The organism is Stenotrophomonas sp. FR012 (assembly GCF_047520565.2).
Lineage (GTDB): Bacteria > Pseudomonadota > Gammaproteobacteria > Xanthomonadales > Xanthomonadaceae > Stenotrophomonas > Stenotrophomonas sepilia.
In genome coordinates this window covers 267,807-291,848 of the sequence record NZ_JAXBQL020000001.1, presented here as the reverse complement: position 1 = coordinate 291,848, position 24,042 = coordinate 267,807, and the positions used below count along the sequence as shown (strand labels likewise).

Here is a 24,042-nt window from a genome sequence, read left to right as displayed (position 1 = left end):
GCTTCGACTGGAAGGATCTTTCCCCGGGCGGCAGTATAGCCTCCTGATTCAACGGAACGCGTTACGTGGCCACTCCCCTGCCCCAGATCCTGAGCAACCTGCATGCCGCCGCCGAGGCGGCCGGCCGGCCCGATCCGCGCCTGCTGGCCGTTTCCAAGACCCAATCGGCCGAGGCCGTGGCTGCGCTGGCCGCACAGGGCCAGCAGGCCTTCGGCGAGAACTATGTGCAGGAAGCGCTGGCCAAGATGCAGGCGCTGCAGCACCTGGGGCTGGAGTGGCACCTGATCGGCCACCTGCAGTCGAACAAGGCCGAGGCGGTGGCCACCCACTTCGACTGGGTGCAGAGCGTGGACCGGCCCAAGCTGGTAACGGCGCTGGCGCGCCACCGCCCGGCCGCACGCGGCCCGCTGAATGTGCTGATCCAGGTCAACATCGACGATGAATCCAGCAAGCACGGCTGTGCACCGGAGGATGTCGAGGGGCTGGCCGCGGCGATTGCCGCCGAGCCCTCGCTGTGCCTGCGTGGCCTGATGGCGATTCCCGCGCCATGGCCCGAGGCCGAGCGTCGCCGCGATGCATTCGTGCGCATGCGCACACTTTTCCAGTCGCTGGCCGCCCAGCGCGCGCAGGTCGACACGCTGTCGATGGGCATGAGCAGCGACTACGCCGAAGCCATCGCCGAGGGCGCCACCCTGGTGCGCATCGGCACCGCCCTGTTCGGCGCGCGCGCGCGACCGGCCTGATTTTCCAAGGAGACATCCATGGCAGCTGATTCCATCACCTTCATCGGCGGCGGCAACATGGCGCGCAGCCTGATCGCCGGCCTGATCCGCCAGGGCGTGCCCGCCGCGCACATCCATGTGGCCGAACCGGTTGCAGCGCTGCGCGAGTCGCTGGCTGCCGACTTCGGCGTGCAGGTCCACGACAACGCCACCGATGCCGCCGCACAGGGCGGCACCTGGCTGCTGGCGGTGAAGCCGCAGGTGCTGCGTGAGGTCTGTCAGTCGCTGCTGGCACTGGCCCAGGCAAACCGGCCGCTGGTGGTGTCGATCGCCGCCGGCATCACCAGCGCGCAGCTGGAACGCTGGCTGGGTGGCAACCTGCCGGTGGTGCGTGCGATGCCCAATACCCCCGCTCTGCTCGGCGCCGGCGTGACCGGCCTGTATGCCACTGCATCGGTGGATGCGCAGCAGCACGCGCAGGCCGAACAGGTGCTGGCCAGTGCCGGGCGCACGGTGTGGATCGATAGTGAGGCGCTGATGGATTCGGTGACTGCCGTGTCCGGCAGTGGACCGGCCTATGTGTTCCTGCTGGCCGAAGCGATGGAAGCGGCGGGTATCGCCCAGGGCCTGCCGGCCGACGCCGCGCGCACGCTGGTGGTGCAGACCCTGCTGGGCGCCTCGCGCATGCTGGATGAGGCCGGTGAGAGCCCCGCAGAGCTGCGCCGACGCGTGACGTCACCCAACGGCACTACCCAGGCCGCGATCGAGAGCTTCCAGGCTGGCGGCTTCGAGGCACTGGTGGACACCGCACTGCGCGCCGCGCAGGTGCGTGGACAGGAATTGTCTGCGGCGAATGATTGATCCCCTGGGGTCAGATCCCTTTGCCGAGGCAAAGGGATCTGACCCCATCTACCCCGATGATCACTGCCCCAACGTGGCCATGACGAAATCCACGAAGCACTGCAAACGCGGGCGCGGGCGTCGATCGGGCAGGTAGATCAGGTGCATCGGCCGCGGTTCCGGCAGGTAGTCGCGCAGCAGCGGCTTCAACCGTCCCGCTGCGATCTCCGCCGCCAGCAGTGCGGTGGGCTGCAGTACCAGCCCGGCCCCGGCCACGGCGGCTTCGCGCAACGCGAAGCCATCGTTGCTGCTCAGCCGTGCCTCCCAGTCGACCTGTTCGCCGTTGGCCAACTGCCAGCCATGCCCGCCGCGCCAGGCCAGGTGGCTCAGGCAGTCGTGCCCCTGCAGGTCATCCGGTGTTCGCGGCGTGCCGCGCCTGCGCAGGTAAGACGGCGCCGCGCACAGGCTCATCGCATACGGCGGCAGCGGCCGCGCCACCACCTCCTGCGATGGCAACGGCCCGACCCGGATCGCCGCGTCGAAGCCATCTTCGATCAGGTCCACGCGGCGGTTGCTCAGGTCCAGCTCGATATTCAACTGTGGCTGCGCACGCAGCAGGCCAGCCAGCTGCGGCGCCAGCACGCAGCTGCCCCAGGTGGTGGGCGCGCTGACCCGCAACAGGCCACGCGGCTGTACCTGCAGGCCGGCCACATCGGCCTCGGCCTGCTGCACCTGCTCCAGCACCTGCCGGCACCCGGCCAGGTAGGCGCTGCCGGCTTCGGTCAAGCGCTGGCGGCGGGTGTTCCGTTGCAGCAACGCGGTGCCCAGATGTGCTTCCAATTGCTGGATGTACTTGCCCACCATCACCGCCGACACCTGCAGCTCTTCGGCGGCCCCTGCAAAGCTGCCGCGTTCGGCCACGGCGACGAAGGCCTGCATGCAGCGAAGGGTATCCATTGCTAATCCAGAGTTAGGAATCTGCAAATCATACGCCGCTTACCTAACCACGCTGTGACGGCGCAGACTGCGCTCACTCCCACACGCAAGGAACGGCCATGAAGATCCTCCTCGTCGGTGCCAGCGGCACCCTCGGCCAGGCAGTCGCCCGTCAGCTCGGCCAACAGCATCAGATTCTCGCCGCCGGCCGCCGCAGTGGCGAACTGCGTGTGGACCTGACTGACGACGCCAGCGTCGCCGAACTGTTCGCCCGCACCGGTGCAGTCGATGCGGTGATCTCCACCACCGGCTCGGTGCATTTCGGACCGCTGCAGGAGATGACGCCGGCACAGTTCAACAGCGGCCTGCAGGACAAGCTGCTGGGCCAGGTGCGGCTGGCACTGGCCGCCCAGCACCACCTCAATGCCGGTGGCTCGATCACCCTGACCAGCGGCATCATCAGCGCGCAGCCGATCCGCGACGGCGTCAACGCCACCGCAGTGAATGCCGCACTGGAAGGCTTCGTGCGCGCTGCCGCACTGGAGCTGCTGCCGCGCGGCCTGCGCATCAACGTGGTCAGCCCGAACGTACTGATCGAATCGATGGCGGCCTACGGCCCCTACTTCCCGGGCTTCGAAGCGGTAAGCGCGCAACGCGCGGCGCTGGCCTTCCAGCGCGCGGTGGAAGGCATCCAGAGCGGCGAGACGATCACGGTCTGGTAAGAAAAAGGGGACGGAGGGGATCAAGTCGTTTTCGTCCGCCGGGCATGGCCCGGCGCGACCGGGAGCGCGTCCCCTTTTTCATTCCCAGCGCATCGGGCCATCGCCGCGTTCGCCGAGAACGTCGCCAGGGTTGGCCAGGCGGCAATGCTGCAGTGACAGGCAGCCACAGCCGATGCAGCCGGTCAGTTCATCGCGCAGCAGCTGCAGCATGTGGATGCGCTCTTCCAGCTCGGTGCGCCAGCGCGCGGACAGCTTGGCCCAGTCAGCCTTGGTCGGTGCACGGCCTTCAGGCAGGCTCTCGAAGGCGCGGCCGACCGCTTCCAGTGGCATGCCCACCCGCTGCGCAACGCGGATCACCGCCAGCCGGCGCAGCACGTCGCGGCTGTAACGGCGTTGGTTGCCCGAGGTGCGCAGGCTGCTGATCAGCCCCTTGCGCTCGTAGAAATGCAGTGCGGAAACGGCCACGCCACTGCGCTGCGAGACCTCGCCAACGCTGAGTTCCTGGGATGCCATTGCTTGACCTCAACTATAGTTGAGGTGGCATGCTGCTATCTTCGCCGCCCGTTGACAAGCGCGGCCCGCCCCTAGACCGGTATGACCCCGACCCTCTCTCCCGCCGACACCCGCCTGCCGGCTGACACATCGATCCTGTCCGCGCGCTACCGCGCCACCACCCTCGGCATGGTCGCGCTGGTCGCGCTGCACGCCTTCGAAGCATTGGCCGTCGCGGCCGCGATGCCCACGGTGGCCGAAGCACTCAGCGGCCTGCGCCTGTATGCGCTGGCCTTCGGTGGCACACTGGCCACCAGCGTGATCGGCATGACCCTGGCCGGACGCTGGGCCGACCGCCAGGGCCCGGCACGGCCGCTGTGGTACGGCCTGGCCTGCTTCGTGCTGGGCCTGCTGCTGGCCGGCTTCGCCGTGCGCATGGGCATGCTGGTGGCCGGGCGCCTGCTGCAGGGCCTGGGTGCGGGCGCGATTTCGGTCTCGCTGTACGTGATGGTCGGCCGCAGCTACCCCGAGCACCTGCGGCCGAAGGTGTTCGCGGCATTCTCGGCGGGCTGGGTGGTGCCCTCGATGGTCGGCCCGGCGCTGAGCGGCCTGATCGTCCAGCATCTCGGCTGGCGCTGGGTGTTCCTGGCGGTGCCGCTGCTGGCAGTCCCTGCTGCCCTGTTGCTGCGGCCTGCGCTGGCGCGCATGCAACCCTCCGCCGACAGCAACGACGACGAGGGGCGCGGCAACGTCGTACGTTGGGCCAGTGGTGCATCGCTGGCGGCGCTGCTGCTGTACTTCGGCGGCCAGCAGCACGGTCCGACCGCCCTGCTCTGCATCAGCGTGGCGATGCTGGCGCAGCTGCTATGCGTGCATCGCCTGCTGCCGGCCGGAACGCTGATCCTGCGCAGGGGCCTGCCCAGCGTGATCGCACTGCGCGGCATCGCCGCCGCCGCATTCTTCGCCTGCGAAGCCTACCTGCCGCTGCTGCTTCAGCGCGAACGCGGGCTCCCGCCCAGCTGGGCCGGCGCGGTGCTCAGCCTCGGCGCACTCGGTTGGTTCGCTGGCTCCTGGCTGCAGGGTCACCAGCAGCGCGGCTGGTCACGCCAGCAGCTGCTGCGCGTCGGCACGGCGATGATGACGGTCGGCATCGCCGCAACGCTTGCGGTGTTGTTCAATGCAGTGCCATTGCCGGTGGCACTGGTGGGCTGGACGGTCACCGGTTTCGGCATGGGCATGATCTACGCCAGCCTCTCGGTACTCACGCTTTCGCTGTCAGCAGCGCATGAGCAGGGTGCCAACACGTCGGCCCTGCAGCTGAGCGAGGCCCTGTCGGTGACCACCGCGCTGGCGGTCTCCGGTGCGTTGTTCGCGCTGTTCGTGGAAAGCGCGCCGCACACCGGCTACCTGCTGTGCCTGGCGATCACCTTCCGCCTGGCGGTGCTGGCTGCGGTGATCGCGCGGCGGGTGTAGCGCCGCCGGGTTTCGGCAGTGCCGGTCGCTGGCCGGCACCATCACGGGATTCCCGCGTGCGCGGAGAGTGCCGGCCAGCGGCTGGCACTACCGGGTCCCCGTCCCCACGTCATCGATATCCCGGTGCAGGATGCGCCGCACTTCCAGCACCGCTTGCGGGGTCTCCTGCACGCTGTGGCCGGAAATGATGACCTTCTCCGACTGTGCACCCGGCAGATGCGCACTCCAGTACGGCACCAGTCCGTCATCGGACTTGTCCACCGGCAGCTCCGGCTTGCGCTGGGCGATGATCGAGTGGTACTTCAGTCCCGCTTCGATCGGCAGCTGCGCTGCGGCCTTGACGAACGGATCGCTGGCCTTGAGGTTGTCGATGCTGTTGGGAATCTTCGGCTTGGCCGTGCCATCGACCTGCTGCTCGGCCTGCGCCAGCGCCATGAACACGTCCTCGAACTTGCCGAGGATGGTCAGTGGCAGGCGCACCAGCCGGCCCAGCAGGCGCCCGACCTTGTTGCCGGCAATATCGGTGCCCTGGTGCGGCGCAGCGATGAAGATCGCACGCTCCACGTTCGGCTGTGCCTTGAAATGCAGCAACGGCCCCAGCTTGTTCTGCACGCGCTTCAGACGCTCGCCCTTCAGGTCATAGTTGGCCAGCAGGTCGTTCCACAGCACGTCACCGGAATCGCTCACCAGCAGCCGCGCGAGCACGCCGCCCATGCTGTGGCCGATGTAGACCATGTCCTTCGATGCACGCGTGCTGCCATTGGGATCGAAGTGCTTCAGCGTGTCGTTGAACGCATTGGCGATCTCGTAGCGGTTCAGCGCGATCGGTGCGTTGGTCGGGTAATAGACCTGCCACACCTGGAACTGCTGGCGCAGCTCGGGGTCGCCCATGATCTCGTTGGCCAGGTTCACCCAGGCTTCCGGGCTGCTGGCCAGGCCGTGCAGCATGAAGATGATGCGGCGGTTCGGGTCCCACGGCTGCATCAGGTAGATGTGTGGCTCGCCGATGCCCTCGCTCATGCCGAACAGGGTGCGCAGTGACTGCCGGGCGAAACCGCTCTGGGCAAGCCACAGGCCGTAGGCCGCGGTGAAATTGCCGGCCAGCGGCACCTGTTCGCCGTGCAGGGTGATGCGCTCGGTAGCTTCCGGCGAATAGGCATCCAGTTCAACCCGGCGCGTCCGCATCACATCGTCCAGGCTGCTGCCTTCGAAGCGCAGCAACGCGGTGACGTTGATCGAGGACATCTCGCTGAACTCGGGCACCGAATCGTCATGCCGATGACGGCGGCCACGGCGTGCGCCCTCTTCGTCATCCTGCGGTGTCTCCGCCTTCGGGCCCTCAGGCGCGATCACCGGTGCGACCAGCTTCGGCGGGTCCATCACCATCACCAGCTCGGCACCGAAGCCATCACGGCGATAAGTACTGCGCAGCCCGACGAAGCTGACCGTGCCGGCCGGCACCAGCTGCGCGGGAATGCTCTTCAGGTTCAGCTGCTGGTAGTTGGAAGCCAGCGACCAGCTGCCAACCGAGATCGGCTTCGTGTAGTCCTCGCCAGCCAACGCAGCGGCGCGCGCGCGGACGAACAGCACCACCGCCGCCTTCTCGGCCGCGTAGTTGTAGTAGTCACGCACCTGCGTCTGCCGGTCTTCGAAGGCGCGATCCGATGGTGAGCGGCCGCTGTAGAACAGGTAGGCATAGGCGTAGCGCGCGGCTTCCAGCCAAGCGTCCAGCGCTGCGTCGCTCATCGGCGGATCGCCGGCTGCGGTCTTCTTCGGCGTCAGCGCCAGCGCGGCCTTCACCCACAGTTCGGACAGCGCAGACAGCCGCTGCTCGACATTGAGATCGTCGGTCATCAGCAGCGTGCTGCGGCAGACCAGGAAGTCCTTCTCGCACTGCGATTCGTCCAGGCCTGCCGCGCTTAGCGTCTCGCGCGCAGCGGGGCTGAGCTTGCCGGTATTGAGCACGTCGGCACGCTTGTTGACCAGCGAATCGCTGGATTTGACCTGCTTGACGGTGACCATCGCGCAACCACTGCTGCCCAGCAGCAGGAAGGCGGCGAACAACACCGGCAGCGCACGCTGCCAGCGGATCAGGAGGAGTCGAGTCATTACTGCGGGTCCTGCTCGGTGCCAGGTACGCCCTGGCGGATCACGGTGGAGAAGTGGTCGCCGCTGCCCAGGTCCAATGCACGCTGGGTGATGCGGCCCTTGTCATGCAGCTCGGCATAAGGCACGCCTGGGGTGAGTGCGCCGACCTCCTGCGCATACTCGGCCAGATACCCGGACAGCAGCAGGCGGTAGTCCAGCGGCAGACGCGGCGCGATGTGGCGGGCCAGGTCGAAGACGATGGTGGTGCAGTTGCTGGTGAGCGTGTTGTAGAAGCCCGGCTTCGCATCCAGTTCGCGCGCCTGCGCGATGTACGCGGCAAACAGTTCCTTCAGCTGCGCGTGGTCCATGCCGTGCAGGCGGTACAGATAGACATCCTCGCCACGCGCGTTGGTGCGGGTGCGGATGATGTCGGTCTCTTCCGAGGCCACCAGGGTCATCTCGAACTTGCGGAAGAACCCGCCCAGTGCCGAAAACGATTCGCCGCGCTCCTTGCGGATCTCCAGCGAGAACACCACGTGGCGACCGTCCTCGAAACCGAACGAGATGAGGGTGTGGGCGATCGCCGGGCCCATCCAGTACGACAGCACCAGATCGGCCGAGCGCAACTGGTCCAGGTCGTATTCGCGGCGCACCCAGCGCGCGTCGTAGTCGGTTTCGCTGCGCCAGGTGAAATCGCGCACGTTGTCGAACACCACGTGGCGCCCGTCGAAGGACACCACATGCAGGCGCTGGGCCACGTCATCGGCCCACACGCGGTCCTGGCGTGGGGTCAGCAGCAGCCACCACAGGCCGGCCAGCACCAGCGCAGCGCCATACGCCATGCCGAGGCGGCGGTTGCTGCGACCACGCGCGACCCGCCACGACGCCCACAGCGCAAACAGCAGCCACAGCACCGCAATGCCGTTCGCCAGCCAGCCCGGCCCCGGCATCTGATAGGCCAGCAGCCCGGCCACCCACAACGCTGCCAGCGCCATGGCACTTCCTGTCATCCAACGTCCTGCGGCTTTCACTGGCATCCTGTCGCGGTCCCGAAGCCGCATAGTTAGCCACAAGCGGGTTCACCGTGGCATCTACGGCCTGTTCAGGCACGCCGGCGCACCGTCTGCGGCGGTCCATGCGGCCAGGTTCACTTCACAGGAGCAACGATGGGCATCACTTCCGTGGCCGGCGTTCCGGTCCAACCCCAGCACCGCGCAACCTGCCACTGCGGCACGGTCGAGCTGCTGCTGGACCTGCCGGACGGCATCGTCGACCCGCGCCGTTGCGACTGCTCGATGTGCCGGCGCCGGGGTGCCATTGCAGCCAGCGTTGCCCGCGCGGGCCTGCAGGTCGTGCGCGGGCAGAACCACCTGCAGCTGTACCAGTTCAACACCCATGTGGCCGAGCACTACTTCTGCGACGTGTGCGGCATCTACACCCATCACCGGCGCCGCTCCAACCCGGACCAGTACGGTTACAACGTGGCGTGCCTGGAGGGCATCGACCCGTTCGCGCTGGGGGTGATCCCGGTCAACGACGGGGTCAACCACCCGGCCGACCGCGGCGCCTAGTGGCGCGCGCGCCGCAGCGGCGTGGCGACCTTCTGCCAGGGAGCCATGCCGCTGCGCCCGGCCCGCACAGGGCGTTTCAGCCAGGGCCGGCGTGGCGGCACCTGCGGCGCGTCTGCGACCGGGGGAGGAAGCGGTCTACGGCCGGGCCAGAGATGGTCGAGCAGCCACATGGCGGGTCTCCGTGGGGGACGGGGACGATCAACATTAGACCTGGGTGGGCATGGGCGGCGTGAGCGGAAGACGACAACGGGATGACGGCGGAGGGGGCGATGAGCCTGCTACGCCGTATGCTCGGCCAACGTGCCTTTGCGTTTCCGCAGCAACAGGTGCAACAACACAGCACACACAGCCGTCAGCAGCGCCAGTACACGCAGCAGTGTTGCCAGCGCCTTGGCGCTGACCTGCTGCAGCTGCTCACCGCTCATCGCCGGCAGCAGTGCCGCCGCCTGGTCGCGGGACCCGCTCGCCAGATAGGCACCGGCACGCGCCAACGACGCGGGCGATGCCCCATGCAGCTGCTGGTCGACCAGCAGCGCCAGCAGCGCCGTCACTGCGGCCAGGGCGATGCCTTCGCCCGCTACCCGCACGGTTCCGAAGATGCCGGCGGCCATGCCCGCACGCTGTACAGGCACCACGCTCACCGACAGCCCATCCATCAGGCCCCATGGCAAGGCCGTTCCTGCGCCGATCAGCATCAGCAACGGCACCCACTGCAAGGGCGACGGCTGCGATGCGTGGCGCGACAACAGGTACAGGCCAGAGGCACAGACCAGCAGTCCCAGCGTGCACAGCCGCGCACTTCCAACGCGCTCCGCCCAGCGCGCAGCCAGCATCGGCAGCACCAGCATCGGCGCGGACAGCGCCAGCATCTGCAGTCCCACCAGCGTCGTGCTCTGGCCATGCACGCCCAGCAGTTGCAGAGGCAACACGACCAGCAGCACCACGTAGCCCAGACAGGTCGCCACCGGCAGCAGCTGGACGCCGAGAAACGCCGGTTGCCAGAACAGTGAGAGGTCCAGCAACGGGGAAGGATGCAGCCGTTCGGCACAGACGAACGCGCCGCCCAACAGCAGCGTCGCCAACAGCGCCAGCTGCACGCGACCGGCGTGCAGGCCGTACTCTCCCAGCCACAGCAGGGCCAGGGTCAATGCCGCCAGCATCAGGCTGAAGCCCAGCATGCCGGCGATGTCCAGCCGTCCGCGCTCGCCCCGGCTTTCGGGCAACGCGCGCGCGGCCAGTGCGAACGCCGCCAACGTCAGCACACCGCCTGCAGCGAACACGCTGCGCCAGCCCAGCGCCTGCAGCAACATGCCCGCGAGCAGCGGCCCCAGCGCCAGGCCCGCACCGAATGTCGTGCCCAGCAGGGCGAAGACACGGGCACGCCTCGGTCCCTGCCAGCCCTGCGCCAGCGCAGCGGTGCCCGAGGCCAGCGCTGCGGCAGCGGCAACGCCCTGCAGAGCGCGCGCCAGATCCAGCCACAGCAGCGTAGGCGACAGGCATACAGCGGCCGTCGCGACGGTGAAGCCGGCCGTGCCCAGCAGGAACATCCGCCGTCGGCCATGGCGATCAGCCAGGCCACCGGCAGCGAGCAGCAGGCTGCCGAAGGTGAGCATGAAGGCGTTGGTCACCCAGGCCAGCGCAGTGGGCGATGCCACTGAGGAGCGGGACAGCACCGGCACCGCGACGGCGCCGGCGGTGAAGGACAACGGCAACGCCAGCGCGGCCAGGCAGACCGCAAGCAGGGCCCAGCGCTGCTGCGCGCGGACAGGTACAGGGAGCATCGAATCCGGGGCCATGCGGGCCTCCATCCATCAGGGGCATTGATGATGGACAGGCCGCTATTCCAGAAAAACAGGCTCGATGGACGTTGATTACGTCCAACCGTTCCGCAATCATGCTCCCCATGGACTCCATCTCCGCCCTGCTCGCCTTTGTCCGCACCGCGGAGGCAGGCAGCATCGTCGGTGCGGCCCGCGTACTCGGCCTGTCAGCCTCGGCCGTCGGCAAGCGCATCGCCCGCCTTGAGCTCGACCTGGGCGCGCGCCTGTTCCAGCGCACCACCCGCCGCGTGCACCTCACCGACGAAGGCGAACTGCTGCTGCAACGCTGCCGGCGTGCGCTGGACGAACTTTCCGAAGCGCAGGCAGATCTGGCGCAACGACAGCACGCCCCCAGCGGACTGTTGCGCATCGGCCTGCCCACCATCGGCTACCGCTTCCTGCTGCCGGTGCTGCCCGGCTTCCAGCAGCGCTACCCGCAGGTGCAGCTGGAACTGGACTTCAACGACCGCATCGTCGATGTGGTCAGCGAAGGCCTGGACGCGGTGATACGCAGCGGCGAACTGGCCGATTCCAGCCTGACCGCGCGGCGACTGGGTGGCTTTCGTTTCATCCTCTGTGCGGCGCCGGGCTACCTGCAGGCGCACGGCACACCCGGCGATGTAGGCGACCTGCGCATGCATACCGCGCTGCGCTTCCGTTACCCCACCACCGGAAGGCTGCATCCGTGGCAGCTGCCGGGTATCGAAGGCGATGCCGGCGCGCGCCTTCCCACGGCGATGACCTGCAACAACATGGAAGCCGTGCTGGCCGCTGCGATCGGTTGCATGGGCCTGGCCTGGATGCCGGACTTCCTCGCCGCTGACGCGCTGGACGATGGCCGCCTGCAACGGGTGCTGCCTGCGCTGCCCACGTACCAGGGGCAGTTCTCGTTGCTGTGGCCCGGTGGGCGCCATCCCAGTGCACGCCTGCGGGTGTTCATCGACTACGCCGTTGCCAACCTGTTCCAGGACGCCTCATAAAAAGGGGACGGAGGGGATTAAGTCGTTTCAGGCACAGCAGGGCCAGTTACGACTTAATCCCCTCCGTCCCCTTTTTCCTAGCGACTGAAGCGGCGGGCGCCTGCCACGCAGATCACCGCGACCGCGGTCACCAGCACCATGCTGAGGCTGACCGATTCGTGCAGCAGCAGCGCGGCCAGGGCCAGGCCGAAGAACGGCTGCAGCAACTGCAACTGGCCGACAGCGGCGATGCCGCCCTGCGCCAGCCCGCGGTACCAGAACAGGAAGCCGATCAGCATGCTGAACACCGCCACGTAGCCCAGCGCCCACCACGCCGAGGCACCGACCGCAGTGAACGAGGCCGGGCGCATCAGCACCGTCAACGGCAGCATCACCGGCAACGCCAGCAGCAGTGCCCAGCTGATCACCTGCCAGCCGCCCAGATGACGGGCCAGCCGGCCGCCTTCGGCATAGCCCAGCCCGCACACCACGATGGCCGCCAGCATCAGCAGGTCAGCCTGCAAGGACGCCTCGATGCCGTTGCGCACCGCATAGCCCACCACGCAGGCGCTGCCCAACAACGAGAACAACCAGAACGCCGGGCGCGGCCGTTCGCCACCGCGCAGCACGCCGAACAGCGCAGTGCTCAGCGGCAACAGGCCGAGGAACACGATGGTATGTGCCGATGACGCGTGGCGCAGCGCAAGCGCGGTCAGCAGTGGAAAACCGACCACAACGCCGAGGCTGACCACCACCAGCCCAGGCAGGTCACCGCGCCGCGGCCACGGCTGGCGCAGCATAAGCAGCAGGCCAAGGCCAAGCACGGCGGCGATGGTGGCGCGTGCGGCGGTGACGAACCCGGCATCCAGCTGCAGCACCGCCAGGCGGGTGGCCGGCAACGAGCCCGCGAAAATCACCACCCCGATGAAGCCATTGATCCAACCGCTCGCCGACCGTTCCACGCCTGTGATCCTGAAGTGCCAGGCGACGCCTGGCGGAGCCTGTATGGAAGCATCCATGGCGGAACCGCCCCAGCTACAATCCAGTACAGTCGCAAAGAACTGTATTGCCCACACTTCCACTACAGTGCTGACATGCCACGTCCGCTTACCCGCATCGAATCGGTCATCCAGGCGGTCCGCAACCGCATCACCGCGCGGGTCGATGGCCCCGGCTCCCGCCTGCCTTCGGTGCGCGCGCAGGCGGCAGCGATGGGGGTGTCGGTCTCCACCGTGGTCGAAGCCTACGAGCGCCTGGCGGCCGAAGGGCTGATCAGTGCGCGTGCCGGTTCCGGCTTCTACGTCAGCGGGCCGGCCGCACCGCTCGCACTGGCCGAAATGGAACCGCGGCTGGACCGCGCGGTGGATCCGTTGTGGGTGTCGCGGCAATCGCTGGAAACCCCGCCGGGCCACCTCAAGCCGGGGTGCGGCTGGATGCCCAGTAACTGGCTGTATCACGATGGCATGCGCCGCGGCCTGCGTCGGCTGGCGCGTGCCGATGCAGTGCATCTGGTCGACTACGCCGGCCCACTCGGGCTGCCTGCGTTGCGCCAGCTGCTGCAGAGGCGCAGCGCCACGCTCGGCATCGATGCACCGATGGAGCAGATCCTGCTGACCGAATCCGGGACGCACGCGGTCGACCTGATCTGCCGTTTCCTGCTCAAGCCCGGCGACTGCGTGCTGGTCGATGACCCGAGCTACTTCAACTACCACGCGCTGCTGAAGGCGCACCAGGTACAGGCAGTGGGTGTGCCGTACACGCCCACCGGCCCGGACCTTGAAGCGTTCGATCGTGCATTGCAGGACCATTCGCCGCGGCTGTACATCACCAATTCCGGATTGCACAACCCGACCGGTGCGGTGCTTTCGGCCAGCACCGCGCACCGCCTGCTGGGCCTGGCCGAACGCAGCGAGTTGATCATCGTCGAGGACGACATCTTCGCCGACTTCGAACTGCAGCCGGCGCCGCGGCTGGCTGCGCTCGACGGGCTGTCACGGGTGATCCACGTCGGCAGTTTCTCCAAGACGCTGTCGGCAGCCTCGCGCTGCGGCTACATCGCTGCACGCCATGACTGGATCGAAGCGTTGACCGACCTGAAGCTGGCGACCAGCTTCGGCGGTGGCCATCTGGCCGCGCAGCTGATGCACATCGCGCTGACCGACAGTGGCTACCGACGCCACATGCAATCGGTGCGTTCGCGATTGGCCGATGCCCGCCGGCACACGCTGCGCAAGCTGCACACGCTGGGAATCACGCCGTGGCTGCAACCGGAAGCGGGCCTGTTCCTGTGGTGCCAGCTGCCCGATTGCCGTGATTCCGCCGCGCTGGCGCGGCAGTGCCTGCGCGAGGGCATCGTGCTGGCACCGGGCAACGCGTTCAGCCAGTCGCAGCGCGCGGCCGACTATCTGCGCTTCAACGTATCGCAATGCCAGGACGCACGGATCTGGCAAGTGCTGGCGCGGGCATTGCGCTGAGCTGGATGCAAGCCGGTCAACGCAGCTAGGAGTGTTCCGCAGCAAAGGCACTTGCATGCCACGGTACAGTGGTATGTCCCCTGCTGCAGGAATCCGCGCATGTCCACGTTCTCCGACCCACAGGCGGTGGCCCGCTATGCCGAAGCGCCACTGCGCCAGGTGCCTGGGTTCCTCGCGTTGCAGCAGATGAGCCGCCTGCTGCTGGCCGAACGTGTTCCTGCGCAGGGCCGCGTACTGGTACTCGGTGCCGGTGGCGGGCTGGAGCTGAAAGCCTTTGCCGAGGCGCAGCCGGGCTGGCAGTTGCTGGGCGTGGATCCGGCCGCGCCGATGCTCGCGCTGGCCGAGCAGACACTGGGCCCGTTGAACGCACGCGTCGAACTGCTGGAAGGCTACATCGACGATGCCCCGGACGCGCGCTTCGATGGTGCCAGCTGCCTGCTCACCCTGCACTTCCTCGATGCCGCGCAGCGCCTGCACACGCTGCGCGAGCTGCACAGGCGCCTGCAGCCCGGCGCGCCGCTGGTGGTGGCGCACCACAGCGTGCCGCAGGATCCGGCCGGCAAGCTCCGCTGGTTGCAGCGCTACGCCGCGTTCGCCCATGCCTCGGGTGTTGCCCACGCCGATGCGCAGCGCGCGATCGAGGCCATTGCCGAGCGGCTGCCGCTGCTGGCGCCCGAACAGGAGGTCGCCCTGCTGCAGGAGGCCGGCTTCGACGGCGTGGAGCTGTTCTATGCAGGCTTCAGCTTCAGGGGCTGGGTGGCGTACGCCGGGTGATGCCTACGGCACCACGGTGATGCCGATGCGCTGCATCAACAGCGCCACCTGCTGCACATCCAGCGTGGCGCCACGCAGGTTGGTGCTGCGCAGGTCCAGCTCACCCAGCTCCGAGTGGGTCAGGTCACAGCCGGTGAAGTTGGCGCTGCTCCAGTCGATGCCCTCGAACTGGCCACCGGACAGGTCCGAGCCGGCGAAGCTGGCGCCGCTGACGTTTGCACCGTCCCAGCGGTTTTCCCACAGCTCGCACTTTTCCAGCGTCACCCGCGAGAAATTGGCATAGCGCAGGTTCGACTTCTTGATGAAGGCACTGCAGAACCCGCTGCGCGGGGTGATCTGGTTCATGAAGCTGGCGTTGCTGAAATCCGCGCCTTGCGCGCGGCACTCGCTGATTTCCAGGCCCAATGCCTTGACGAAATTGAAGTGGCACATGCTGATGTCGCAGCTGCGGAAGCTGGCTTCCTTCAGCGTGGCGCCATTGAAGCGGCAGCCGGTACGGCTGTCGGCATCGTAGAAACTGCAGTTGATGAACTCGGTGCCGGTCAGGTCCACGCCGGAAAAATCGCACTCGTGGAACTGCTGATCGACCACTTTCTGGCCGGTGTACTGGTCCGCGCCGATGCGCAGCTTGCGGTGAACGGTGTGGGACATCAGGGATTCCATGCCAGGAGTCCCGCCATCATGCCGGGCCGCGAGGGCGATCCATAGACGTGGGCGCGGGAGGATTCACCGGCAGTCCAGCCGCGCTGTGTCCCCGATGCCAATTGCACGTTGTTGCACCTTTATGCACGAATGTGCAGACTTATGGCATGAGCTCAGACCCCAGCCCCCTCCCCGCCCAACGCACTCGGCAGATCCTCGAAGAACTGCGCCAGCAGGGGCGCGTGGTCGCTGCCGAACTGGCGCGCCGCTATGCCGTCTCCGAAGATTCGATCCGCCGCGACCTGCGCGAGCTGGCCGCACAGGGCCTGTGCCAGCGTGTCTACGGCGGCGCCGTGCTGCCACCGCCCAAGGAACGCCCGCTGCGCGAGCGCCTGACCCGCGACCGCGGCGACAAGGCCGAGCTGGCCGCCCGCGTCTGCGCGTTGCTGCAACCCAATCAGGTTGTACTGCTCGATGCCGGTTCAACCAACCTGGCGATCGCCCAGCAGTTGCCGCCCGCCCTCGGCTTGACGGTAATCACCAATGCGCCACAGATCGCCACGGCCGCCAGCATGCTTGATGGCACCTCGGTGCAGCTGATCGGCGGCCGCCTGGCCAGCGGTGGCGGTGCGGTCGGCGCAGAAGCACTGGCCCAGGTGCAGCGCCTGCGCGCCGACGTGTACCTGCCCGGCCCCTGCGCGGTGGACGGCGATACTGGTGTATGGGCAATGGATGCAGAAGAGGCCACGCTGAAGCGCGCGATGGTCGCGTGCAGCAGCCGCGTCATCGTCGCCGCCACTACTGAAAAGCTCGGTGCCCGCGGCCACTGGCAGATCGCCAGCCTCGACGAGATCGACGACCTGGTGCTGACCACCACCGCGCCGCCCGCATTGGCGGCGCGCTTCCGCGCCGCCGGCATCGCGGTACACCCCACTCCCCCCTGACCGTATCGCTCATGTCCCTTGCCAACCGCGCGCGTGCCGAACAGCACGCGACCCGCGCTGCGTTCTTCATTCCCGGCTTCGCCACCGCGCTGTGGGCCACCCTGGTGCCGTTCGCCAAGGCACGCACCGGGATCAACGACGCCACGCTGGGGCTGGTACTGCTCTGCCTCGGTGCCGGTTCGCTGCTGGCAATGCCGTTGTCCGGCGTGCTGGCCGCGCGCCTCGGTTGCCGGCGGGTGATGGTGGCCAGCAGCCTGCTGATCTGCCTGACCGTGCCCGGCCTGGCCCTGGCCGGCTCGGCCTGGAAACTGGGGCTGGTGCTGTTCGTGTTCGGCGCCGCCGTGGGCGCGATGGACTGCACGATGAACGTACAGGCCGTCATCGTCGAGCGCGAAGCACGGCGCGTAATGATGTCCGGCTTCCATGCCTTCTTCAGCATCGGCGGCTTCCTCGGCGCGGCCACCATGACCGTGCTGCTGTCCGCACAGCTGCCGCCCTTGGCATCGGTGCTGATCGGCGTTGGCGCCATGCTGCTGGTGATGCTGTTGTCGGCAGCGCACTGGCACAGCGAACGCATGCCGCACGACACACCGATGCTGGCCCTGCCGCACGGCATCGTGTTGTTCATCGGCGTGCTGGCGTTCGTCGCCTTCCTCGGTGAAGGCGCGATGCTCGATTGGAGCGCGGTGTTCCTCAGCGATGTGCGGCGCGTCGATGCCAGCCTGGCCGGCGTCGGCTACGTGACCTTCACCCTGACCATGACCGTGGCGCGCCTGTTCGGCGACGCACTGGTGGCGCGCGTCGGCCGCCAGCGCGCGATCGTCTTCGGTGCTCTGCTTGCCACTGCGGGCGTGCTGGTGCTGACCCTGGTCACGCCGTGGCAGGCGTCGCTGGTCGGCTACGTGTTGGTCGGCCTCGGTTGCGCCAACATCGCGCCCGCGCTGTTCTCGCTGGCCGGTCACCAGACCCGCATGCCCGGCGCGCTGGCGATCACTGCCGTGTCCACGCTCGGCTTTGCCGGCATCCTTGCCGGACCGGCACTGATCGGCTTCGCCGCAGACCATTTCGGCCTGATCGCCGCGTTCGTCGGCGTGGCCACGGCCTTGTTGTTGGTGGCGGTGTCCACGCGCTGGCTGCGGGTGTAGCCCAGGGCATCAGCGCCGCCTGCGCCGCAGCTTCATCCGCAATCGCCGATAGCCGATCACCGTCGCCGTGGCACACAGTGCGGTGCCAGCAGCGCTCAGCAGCAGCAGCACCGCCAGCCGGGTACCTTCCTGGCGCAGCATCGCCGGCAGGTCCCAGCTGTGCAGGAAGTAGAACAACCAGCGCCCCACCCGCTCGCGATGCCCCATCGTCAGCAACGGATCGCCGGTCGCCAGATCGAGATAGACGCGCGTCGCCTCGGCATCACCGAAGTCCACCACGGCCACCGGGAAGCGGCGCACTGCTGCGCCGTTCATGGCTTCCGGTGCACGCGGATAGAAGTAGGCATCCGCTGTCTGCTGCACCACGAAGCCCTGCATCGGCGCAGCGGACAGCGCACGCGCCTTCTGCTGCAGCCACGCGGCCGGCAGCAAGTGCGCAACCTGCAGATGCTCGTCGCTGCCGGACACGATGCGGGTCTCGCCCTGCCCGTCCAGCAGCACCGCGAACAGCTCACCACCGATGCGCCGCCACTGGATCTCAACTGGGCGGAAGCACTCAGCATCGGCCACCGCCAGAAGCTTCGCCGGATCGCCCAACGCGCCATCCACCGCCACAGCGCCGCCACGATAGCGCCCACCGTCGATCGCAGCATGCGTGCTGCTGAAGACACCCAATGGATTCATCGACATCAGGCCACTGAAGATCCAGGTGAACACGAAGGCCGCTGCCACCAGACCGATCAGATGGTGCCAGCGCATCCACGGCTCGACGTACGGTGTCTTCGCACCGGAACGATAGTGCCCACGGAAACGCCAGCGCCACACACCCACCACGATGCCGCTGACCGCCGCCAGCGTGCACAGTGCGGACAGCACGATCACCACCCACGTCCACACCGGGTCCACCGACTGCATGCGCAGGAAATACAACCAGTGCAGCCAGGCGCCCACATAGTTCCAGCGCTGCTGCACATGCGGCGCGTCCAGCACCACTTCGCCGGTACGCGAGGACACGTACAGGTCGCCCGGCTGCGCGCCGCCCACCTCGACGCGATAGAGCGGTCGATGCACATCCAATGCGCGCGAATGCGTCCAGCGGTCCTCCTCCACGCGCATCGCACCCACAAAGGCCGGGCCTCCGGCGAACTGTGCAGCGGATGCTTCGGCGCGCTGTGCCGACACCGGCAGCAGGGCCTGGCCGGTCACGGCAGACCAGGCGCCCACGTTGCTGCCACTTCGCACCACATACGCCGGCTCGCCACGCAGCGTGGTCAATGCCACAGCCTCCGGCTCGGCCTGCACGGCGGCAGGCAGTACAGACAGCCCCTGCAGGTCGCGGGCCTCACCCAGCACCGGCAACGCCGCCAGCCGCTCGCCGGGCGTCAGCTTCGGGTAACCAATGAACAGCATCACCATGCCGCTGACGAACCACAGCAGCATCAGCAGGCATCCGCCGATGCCCAGCCAGCGATGCACCAGGTAGGTCCAGCGCCTGGCGGTGGAACGCAACGTCATCGCCAGCGCCCTCAGAAGCGATGGTCGACGGTGAATTCGACGCGCCGGTCCGCCCCCAGCAGCCACTGGGTGCTGGTGTAGTACGCGGTGGCGTAGTACGCCTTGTCGAACACGTTGAACAGCCGGGCGGATAGCCGCGTGCGCGGTGCCGCCTGCCAGGTCAACGCCAGGTCGGTGGTACTGTAGCCGGGCAGCTCCAGCGTGTTGGCGTTATCGGCGTAGCGCTTGCCGACGTAGCGCACGCCACCCGCCGCACTCCAGTCCGGTGCGAATTGCCAGCTGAGCCACGCACTGGCCAGGCGCTCGGCTACGTTCGGCGGCACGTTGCCATCACGCGATACCAGCACCGCCGGCGAACCCGTGGTTTCCAGGAAGTCCGCGAATTCGGCCTTCAGCACCGTCGCGTTGGCATCCAGCGTCCAGTGCGGCGCGACATTCCAGGTCAACGACGCTTCAATACCGCGCGAGGTCTGCGCGCCCACCTGCACGCGGCGATCCGGCAACAGCGGATCGCGGCTGAGCAGGCCGGTCTTGCGGATCCGGTACGCCGCCAGCGTCCACTCGCCACCGTCGAACGCCTGCTTCAGGCCCACCTCGATCTGCCGCCCATTGGCCAGATCGAACGCTCCATTGGCGGGGCTGATCATCAGCAGTCCACTGACCGGATCTGCCGCCTGCGAGTACTGCGCATACAGGCTCAGCGTCGGCTGCAGCGCAAATACCGTGCCGGCGCGCCAGCCGGTGCTGCTGTAGGTTTTCGAGAACGCATTCTGGCCGCTGATCAGATCGGTGCGATCAATGCGCGCGCGGTCGTGGCGCAGCCCACCCAGCACCGACCAGCGCTCGCTCAGCGCCAACCGGTCTTCCACGAACAGCGCGTACTGCTCGGCGGCGTTGCGATAGCGCGGCAGGTTCGGCGCGTCGCTGGCAAACTGGCCCGGCACCGGATGGAACGGATCGACCGGGCCCGAGCTGCCGGCATAGGTGTTGTTGGTGTGCTTGAAGTGCGCGCGGTTGACATCCATCCCCACCGCGACACTGTTGGACAGACCGCCCACTTCACCCTGCACGCGCAGCGTCGAGGTCAGTCCGGTCTGGTCCTGGTTGTGGGTGATCTCGGTATTGCCAGATCGATCGATCAAGCCGGTAGCGCGGTTGTAGACATAGGCCTCGGCATTGCGCCAATCGCGCTGGCTGTCGATCTGGTAGAGGCGCGTGCGCCATTCCACGTTCGCGTTCGGTGTCCACAGCGCATCAAGCTGGGTCCAGCGGTCGCGATAACGGATCTCGCTGTCGTCCACGTTGTAGTTGCGATGGCGCAGCGCTTCCAACTGGCGTCCCTCCACCAGCGGCGTGCCGAAGTAGCGCATCGGCTTCTGATGGCCCTGCGCGTGGGTCAAGGTCAGCTGCAGGTCGGTGCGCGGCTGCCACAGCAGCGCGCCGGAGAAGGTGGCATCGCCGTTGCGTCCCCGATCGACCCAGCCACCGCTGTAGTTGCCGCTCACATCCAGCCGGTAGGCCAGCTCGGGCGTCAGCGCGCCACCACTGCCGAAGCCCAGCCGCGCGGTGTCCTCGCTGCCCGCTGTCACACTGATCTCGTTTTCGATGGCACCGCGCGAGGGCTTCTTCGGCACGATGTTGATCACCCCGCCGATCGCACCGTCGCCATGGATCACCGAGGCCGGTCCGCGCAGTACTTCGATGCGCTCGATCGACCAGGTATCGAACGGGAAGGTGATGCCCACGCCGCCGTACTGGCGCAGCCCGTCGTACAGCCGCATCACCGAGGCGCCATCGGTGAAGCCACGGCTGGACAGCGCACTCAGGCCGTTGCCCGGGTGCGGCATCGCACTGATCGCACCTGCCCGGCTGATCGCATCGTTGAGGTTGCTGTCGCCGCGCTGTTCCAGCTGTTCGCGCGAAATCACCGTCAGGCTGGCCGGCGTCTGCAGCACGCTCAGGCCCAGCGCAGAGCCTGCGCTGGCGGTGGATGACAGCTCGCCGCTGCGGGTATCGATCACGCGTACGGTCTCCAGCGTGGTCGGGGGTGCCGCGTCGGCAGCAAGGGCAGAGACGGAGTGCAGCAGCAGCGCGCAGGCGACAGACAGCGCCGCCCGGCGCAGGCGTGCGGAGTTGGGGTTCGTTTTCATTTTTCCACGGCATGCAAGGCCACCCCGCAATGGCAGGGCAGCAATGAGAAAAGGACAAGCACGCGCGTGCGGGCACCGGCCGTAGCCGGCAACCTCATGGGAAAACGATCAATGCAACGCGCGTGCGGCTCAGACGGCCATCAAGGCCGGCGGCCCACGCGCTCCCAATGTGCCGCTGATCCGTTGCGGCAACGTCTGCACCGCACCGCGCAGTGCGCGGCACACCGGTGCCATCGGCGCCAACAGCAGCAATGCCGCCACCAACAGGGTGATCAACCGCGCTGCAATCAGGCAGTAATCGCAGTCCACGCCCATCTCATGATCGGCATGTGGATCGACAGCCGGCTTCGGCGTCGATTCGTCGTGCGGCATCGCCATCGCGTGATGGTCATGGTGCCCTTCCATCACGTGCTGCGCGTGCTGGGAATGATCCATCGCCGCCACCGGCACCGCCGCGGCCACGTGCCCGTGCGCCAGCCAGCGGCTCACCAGCGGGGCGAGCAGCACCAGCAGCATGGCAAGCCAAGCCAGGGCCTGGAACCGGCGGTGGAGGACAGAATGACGCACCCGGCCATTCTACGGGCCTGTGTCCAACCTTGGACCCCGTTCAGGGTTTACCCCCTGCGACACGGTGACGCAGGGCTGCCCTCCCCCGCGCACGCCCTCCATTCAGTAGATCCACGCCACGCATGGATGTTTTTCGCCCATCAACTCACGTACTGCGCCACGCCATTGCCGAACGACCAGTTCTCCTTCTTCACTTCCACCAGATTGATGAACACGTCCTCACGGCGGATGCCCACTGCCGCATGCAGGCCCTCGGCAATGCCCAGGTACAACGCCTTCTTCTGCTCCAGCGTGCGCCCTTCGTTCCAGGTGATCTGGATGCAGATGAAATCGTCGGTACGGTCCACGCCCAGGTAGCCGGGGTCGTAGATCAGCGTGCCGGGCGCGTGTTCCTGGAAGATCTGGAAGCGGTCGTTTTCCGGTACCCCCACCGCGCGCATGGCCTGGTAGATGGTTTCACCGACACGTTGCAGGTAGTCGGCGGATTTGCCTTTGCGAAGATCGATGCGGGCTAGCGGCATGGCGGGGCTCCAGCGTGGATGGGCACGGCAATGGGCTGAGACTACGCCTGCCCGGGGCGATGGGACAGCGCAGGGGTGGAACCCTCTGCCTTCACCCGTGGCACATCCCCGCCCGCGCGCGCTGGGTGACGTGATTGACATGGTAGCGCCGCACAGGAGTCGTCATATGCACGGTCGGCATGGGCGGCGATATGCGCCATCAGTGATGGGCTGCACAGCGGGCGGGTGCCGCAGGGCACAGAACGGTGAACGCTTGGTGCGCCTGCACTCAGTTGAGAACTTTCCTTACAGACCACTGTGATTGTGCGATCCGATGATCTCCGGGCCTAGGCAGATGCCTAGGCCGGGATTGGCGTCTCGAAAAAGCAAACCGAACGGATAGGTTGCGCAGCAGTGCGTAGCCGCAAGAATGCACCAACTGCCCTCAATGGCGGGCGGTGCGTGGGGATCACTGGATCCGCCGGGTGATTTTTCACTCCGTTGTGTTTGCCCCGGCACGCCAACCCGCACCGTCCGCCACCTTCACTCTGGAAGGTGGCTCCACGCCAGTGAGGGTTTCGCCGTGACCAACCGCACCGCCGTCCATCCCCGCCTGTTCGCCCTGATCGGCGACATCGCCGCCGACGTACCCGAGGACCTCGCACGCGAGATCGAATGCGCCTTGCACGAACAGAATCTGCCCGTGCAGTCGCCTGCGTTCTTCACTTGCCTCAATGCCATCAACCATGCCGACGGCGATGACGGGCAACCGTGCAACAACCTCAACCTCGGTGCCAGCATTCACGCTTCATTGCGCCGCTCGCTATCTGGGCTCAGCGCATTGCTCGATCTGCTGCAAGCCGCCGACCGTGCGCGCAACGAAGGCGGCCCGGACGAACAGTTGGGCGCCTTCCATATCGACGGACTGATCGTGGCCGCGCGACAACTGGTACGCGAGGCGCATCACTGCCTCTCCGGCGGCGACGCCTGACCCGCCCGGATACGCTCCCGCTACAATCGCGCAGGGAACGCAGGAGACCGCAATGGACGCCGAACACCTGGAGTACTTCAAGGCCGCGCTGGAAGGCCGCGCAACCGTGGGTTGGAACGTATGGTTTGCCGCCAACCAGCACGCGCTGGCACAACAGCTGAGCCGTCCTGCACTGCTGCGCTTGAAGTTCAGCAAACTGGATGAAGCCGAACGCCTGCTCGCCGAGGCCGGCATCGTGCCCAGCAGTACGGCGGGTAAACGCTACGAGATGTACTGCGCCCAGTTCTCGGCGGACGTGGTGGATGCGAACGGTCGCCCACTGCCGGCCCTCTGGCGCGCGGCGCACGGCGGTGCCATCGGCCTGCTGGCCGAGGGTGAGCAGGAGGCCGGCCAGGCGAAGCTGCTCGCCGAGTTCCGCCGCGTCCGCAAGCGCGGGCTGCAGCAGGCCCACGAATGGTTGGCCGATCTGTGCTTTGAAGGCGAGATGGAACTGACCAGCGGCAATGCCGAGGTGGGCCGTAGTCTGTTGGCGGTGGTGGTGCAGGCGGGCAACGGCCATGACCTGTTGGATGCCACGGCGATGATCGCGAAGTGTCTTTTAGCAAATCACGACTGACATCGGCAAAGCTAGCATTCAATTATGACCTTCGAACGGCAGTCAATGCCGGCGGGCGTCGTGGTCAGATGGGAAAACCACTTCAGAAAACAGACTCCTGT

22 protein-coding genes and 1 pseudogene are annotated in these 24,042 nt (G+C 67.3%); 12 read left to right on the top strand and 11 right to left on the bottom strand.

Features of this window, described 5'->3' with window-relative positions; translation table 11 throughout:
• Positions 1–65: 65 nt before the first annotated feature.
• Together ACM0O9_RS01405 and proC are read left to right on the top strand one after the other, a co-directional pair.
• Complete coding sequence (locus ACM0O9_RS01405; protein ID WP_065185820.1) at positions 66–743, top strand: YggS family pyridoxal phosphate-dependent enzyme; 678 nt, start codon at positions 66–68, stop codon at positions 741–743.
• A gap of 18 nt (positions 744–761) precedes the next feature.
• Positions 762–1,583, top strand: a complete 822-nt coding sequence (gene proC, locus ACM0O9_RS01400; protein WP_065185819.1) for a pyrroline-5-carboxylate reductase — start codon at positions 762–764, stop codon at positions 1,581–1,583.
• A gap of 60 nt (positions 1,584–1,643) precedes the next feature.
• Here the strand turns inward: proC and ACM0O9_RS01395 are convergent, their stop codons facing one another.
• Positions 1,644–2,519, bottom strand: coding sequence for a LysR family transcriptional regulator (locus ACM0O9_RS01395; RefSeq protein ID WP_065177954.1), 876 nt, complete (start codon positions 2,517–2,519; stop codon positions 1,644–1,646).
• 98 nt (positions 2,520–2,617) lie between these two features.
• On the opposite strand from ACM0O9_RS01395, the gene ACM0O9_RS01390 reads away from it, so the two are divergent.
• Positions 2,618–3,220 (top strand): short chain dehydrogenase, encoded by a 603-nt coding sequence (locus ACM0O9_RS01390; protein ID WP_005415535.1) that lies wholly within the window; start codon positions 2,618–2,620, stop codon positions 3,218–3,220.
• Positions 3,221–3,298: 78 nt separating this feature from the next.
• On the opposite strand, the gene soxR is transcribed toward ACM0O9_RS01390, so the two are convergent.
• Positions 3,299–3,733 (bottom strand): redox-sensitive transcriptional activator SoxR, encoded by a 435-nt coding sequence (gene soxR / locus ACM0O9_RS01385; protein ID WP_005415534.1) that lies wholly within the window; start codon positions 3,731–3,733, stop codon positions 3,299–3,301.
• 81 nt (positions 3,734–3,814) lie between these two features.
• On the opposite strand from soxR, the gene ACM0O9_RS01380 reads away from it, so the two are divergent.
• Positions 3,815–5,185: an MFS transporter gene (locus ACM0O9_RS01380; RefSeq protein ID WP_414603997.1), complete on the top strand. Its 1,371-nt coding sequence runs from the start codon at positions 3,815–3,817 to the stop codon at positions 5,183–5,185.
• An 87-nt stretch (positions 5,186–5,272) separates the two neighbouring features.
• Here ACM0O9_RS01380 and ACM0O9_RS01375 read toward each other — a convergent pair whose 3' ends face one another.
• Together ACM0O9_RS01375 and ACM0O9_RS01370 are read right to left on the bottom strand one after the other, a co-directional pair.
• Positions 5,273–7,294, bottom strand: coding sequence for an esterase/lipase family protein (locus ACM0O9_RS01375; protein ID WP_005415532.1), 2,022 nt, complete (start codon positions 7,292–7,294; stop codon positions 5,273–5,275).
• A complete protein-coding gene (locus tag ACM0O9_RS01370; RefSeq protein WP_111127641.1) occupies positions 7,294–8,268 on the bottom strand; it encodes an Lnb N-terminal periplasmic domain-containing protein in 975 nt (324 codons plus the stop codon). Before ACM0O9_RS01370 ends, ACM0O9_RS01375 begins: the two co-directional genes overlap by 1 nt.
• 171 nt (positions 8,269–8,439) lie before the next feature.
• On the opposite strand from ACM0O9_RS01370, the gene ACM0O9_RS01365 reads away from it, so the two are divergent.
• Positions 8,440–8,844, top strand: coding sequence for a GFA family protein (locus ACM0O9_RS01365; protein ID WP_065185816.1), 405 nt, complete (start codon positions 8,440–8,442; stop codon positions 8,842–8,844).
• 278 nt (positions 8,845–9,122) lie between these two features.
• Here the strand turns inward: ACM0O9_RS01365 and ACM0O9_RS01360 are convergent, their stop codons facing one another.
• Complete coding sequence (locus ACM0O9_RS01360) at positions 9,123–10,640, bottom strand: MFS transporter (RefSeq protein ID WP_414603996.1); 1,518 nt, start codon at positions 10,638–10,640, stop codon at positions 9,123–9,125.
• A gap of 107 nt (positions 10,641–10,747) precedes the next feature.
• On the opposite strand from ACM0O9_RS01360, the pseudogene ACM0O9_RS01355 reads away from it, so the two are divergent.
• Positions 10,748–11,732 (top strand): annotated as a pseudogene (locus ACM0O9_RS01355) (LysR family transcriptional regulator).
• Here ACM0O9_RS01355 and ACM0O9_RS01350 read toward each other — a convergent pair.
• On the bottom strand, positions 11,722–12,585 hold the full coding sequence (locus ACM0O9_RS01350) for a DMT family transporter (RefSeq protein ID WP_111127639.1): 864 nt from the start codon (positions 12,583–12,585) through the stop codon (positions 11,722–11,724). The pseudogene ACM0O9_RS01355 and the gene ACM0O9_RS01350 overlap by 11 nt on opposite strands.
• 132 nt (positions 12,586–12,717) lie before the next feature.
• Here ACM0O9_RS01350 and ACM0O9_RS01345 point away from each other — a divergent pair, with 132 nt between their 5' ends.
• Both ACM0O9_RS01345 and ACM0O9_RS01340 read left to right on the top strand, forming a co-directional pair.
• A complete protein-coding gene (locus ACM0O9_RS01345; protein ID WP_065197112.1) occupies positions 12,718–14,097 on the top strand; it encodes an aminotransferase-like domain-containing protein in 1,380 nt (459 codons plus the stop codon).
• Positions 14,098–14,196: 99 nt separating this feature from the next.
• Positions 14,197–14,871 carry a class I SAM-dependent methyltransferase gene (locus ACM0O9_RS01340; RefSeq protein ID WP_005415525.1) on the top strand — a complete coding sequence of 225 codons (675 nt, stop codon included), beginning with the start codon at positions 14,197–14,199 and terminating at the stop codon, positions 14,869–14,871.
• A 3-nt stretch (positions 14,872–14,874) separates the two neighbouring features.
• Here the strand turns inward: ACM0O9_RS01340 and smqnr are convergent, their stop codons facing one another.
• Positions 14,875–15,525 (bottom strand): SmQnr family pentapeptide repeat protein, encoded by a 651-nt coding sequence (gene smqnr, locus ACM0O9_RS01335; RefSeq protein ID WP_414603999.1) that lies wholly within the window; start codon positions 15,523–15,525, stop codon positions 14,875–14,877.
• Positions 15,526–15,680: 155 nt separating this feature from the next.
• Between smqnr and ACM0O9_RS01330 the strand changes: the two genes are divergently transcribed.
• Together ACM0O9_RS01330 and ACM0O9_RS01325 are read left to right on the top strand one after the other, a co-directional pair.
• Positions 15,681–16,457, top strand: a complete 777-nt coding sequence (locus ACM0O9_RS01330) for a DeoR/GlpR family DNA-binding transcription regulator (protein WP_053499766.1) — start codon at positions 15,681–15,683, stop codon at positions 16,455–16,457.
• An 11-nt stretch (positions 16,458–16,468) separates the two neighbouring features.
• Positions 16,469–17,602: an MFS transporter gene (locus tag ACM0O9_RS01325; protein WP_111202072.1), complete on the top strand. Its 1,134-nt coding sequence runs from the start codon at positions 16,469–16,471 to the stop codon at positions 17,600–17,602.
• A 9-nt stretch (positions 17,603–17,611) separates the two neighbouring features.
• Here ACM0O9_RS01325 and ACM0O9_RS01320 read toward each other — a convergent pair whose 3' ends face one another.
• From ACM0O9_RS01320 to ACM0O9_RS01305, 4 genes are all read right to left on the bottom strand, one after another.
• Positions 17,612–19,117: a PepSY domain-containing protein gene (locus ACM0O9_RS01320; RefSeq protein ID WP_065185811.1), complete on the bottom strand. Its 1,506-nt coding sequence runs from the start codon at positions 19,115–19,117 to the stop codon at positions 17,612–17,614.
• 11 nt (positions 19,118–19,128) lie between these two features.
• Positions 19,129–21,267: a TonB-dependent receptor gene (locus ACM0O9_RS01315; RefSeq protein ID WP_322534800.1), complete on the bottom strand. Its 2,139-nt coding sequence runs from the start codon at positions 21,265–21,267 to the stop codon at positions 19,129–19,131.
• A gap of 129 nt (positions 21,268–21,396) precedes the next feature.
• Positions 21,397–21,783: a DUF2946 family protein gene (locus ACM0O9_RS01310; RefSeq protein WP_414603995.1), complete on the bottom strand. Its 387-nt coding sequence runs from the start codon at positions 21,781–21,783 to the stop codon at positions 21,397–21,399.
• A gap of 191 nt (positions 21,784–21,974) precedes the next feature.
• Positions 21,975–22,355, bottom strand: coding sequence for a tautomerase family protein (locus ACM0O9_RS01305; RefSeq protein ID WP_180866944.1), 381 nt, complete (start codon positions 22,353–22,355; stop codon positions 21,975–21,977).
• A 562-nt stretch (positions 22,356–22,917) separates the two neighbouring features.
• Between ACM0O9_RS01305 and ACM0O9_RS01300 the strand changes: the two genes are divergently transcribed.
• Both ACM0O9_RS01300 and ACM0O9_RS01295 read left to right on the top strand, forming a co-directional pair.
• Positions 22,918–23,325: a hypothetical protein gene (locus tag ACM0O9_RS01300; RefSeq protein WP_322534803.1), complete on the top strand. Its 408-nt coding sequence runs from the start codon at positions 22,918–22,920 to the stop codon at positions 23,323–23,325.
• A gap of 52 nt (positions 23,326–23,377) precedes the next feature.
• Complete coding sequence (locus ACM0O9_RS01295) at positions 23,378–23,941, top strand: hypothetical protein (protein WP_322534804.1); 564 nt, start codon at positions 23,378–23,380, stop codon at positions 23,939–23,941.
• Positions 23,942–24,042 lie beyond the last annotated feature (101 nt).

Excerpts from the sequence above, each read along its gene's own strand:
- proC (WP_065185819.1), top strand. The coding sequence starts at position 762 with ATGGCAGCTGATTCCATCACCTTCATCGGCGGCGGCAACATGGCGCGC.
- ACM0O9_RS01395 (WP_065177954.1), bottom strand. The coding sequence starts at position 2,519 with ATGGATACCCTTCGCTGCATGCAGGCCTTCGTCGCCGTGGCCGAACGC.
- ACM0O9_RS01390 (WP_005415535.1), top strand. The coding sequence starts at position 2,618 with ATGAAGATCCTCCTCGTCGGTGCCAGCGGCACCCTCGGCCAGGCAGTC.
- soxR (WP_005415534.1), bottom strand. The coding sequence starts at position 3,733 with ATGGCATCCCAGGAACTCAGCGTTGGCGAGGTCTCGCAGCGCAGTGGC.
- ACM0O9_RS01380 (WP_414603997.1), top strand. The coding sequence starts at position 3,815 with ATGACCCCGACCCTCTCTCCCGCCGACACCCGCCTGCCGGCTGACACA.
- ACM0O9_RS01375 (WP_005415532.1), bottom strand. The coding sequence starts at position 7,294 with ATGACTCGACTCCTCCTGATCCGCTGGCAGCGTGCGCTGCCGGTGTTG.
- ACM0O9_RS01370 (WP_111127641.1), bottom strand. The coding sequence starts at position 8,268 with ATGGCGCTGGCAGCGTTGTGGGTGGCCGGGCTGCTGGCCTATCAGATG.
- ACM0O9_RS01365 (WP_065185816.1), top strand. The coding sequence starts at position 8,440 with ATGGGCATCACTTCCGTGGCCGGCGTTCCGGTCCAACCCCAGCACCGC.
- ACM0O9_RS01360 (WP_414603996.1), bottom strand. The coding sequence starts at position 10,640 with ATGGCCCCGGATTCGATGCTCCCTGTACCTGTCCGCGCGCAGCAGCGC.
- ACM0O9_RS01345 (WP_065197112.1), top strand. The coding sequence starts at position 12,718 with ATGCCACGTCCGCTTACCCGCATCGAATCGGTCATCCAGGCGGTCCGC.
- ACM0O9_RS01340 (WP_005415525.1), top strand. The coding sequence starts at position 14,197 with ATGTCCACGTTCTCCGACCCACAGGCGGTGGCCCGCTATGCCGAAGCG.
- ACM0O9_RS01330 (WP_053499766.1), top strand. The coding sequence starts at position 15,681 with ATGAGCTCAGACCCCAGCCCCCTCCCCGCCCAACGCACTCGGCAGATC.
- ACM0O9_RS01325 (WP_111202072.1), top strand. The coding sequence starts at position 16,469 with ATGTCCCTTGCCAACCGCGCGCGTGCCGAACAGCACGCGACCCGCGCT.
- ACM0O9_RS01320 (WP_065185811.1), bottom strand. The coding sequence starts at position 19,117 with ATGACGTTGCGTTCCACCGCCAGGCGCTGGACCTACCTGGTGCATCGC.
- ACM0O9_RS01315 (WP_322534800.1), bottom strand. The coding sequence starts at position 21,267 with ATGAAAACGAACCCCAACTCCGCACGCCTGCGCCGGGCGGCGCTGTCT.
- ACM0O9_RS01310 (WP_414603995.1), bottom strand. The coding sequence starts at position 21,783 with ATGCTGCTGGTGCTGCTCGCCCCGCTGGTGAGCCGCTGGCTGGCGCAC.
- ACM0O9_RS01305 (WP_180866944.1), bottom strand. The coding sequence starts at position 22,355 with ATGCCGCTAGCCCGCATCGATCTTCGCAAAGGCAAATCCGCCGACTAC.
- ACM0O9_RS01295 (WP_322534804.1), top strand. The coding sequence starts at position 23,378 with ATGGACGCCGAACACCTGGAGTACTTCAAGGCCGCGCTGGAAGGCCGC.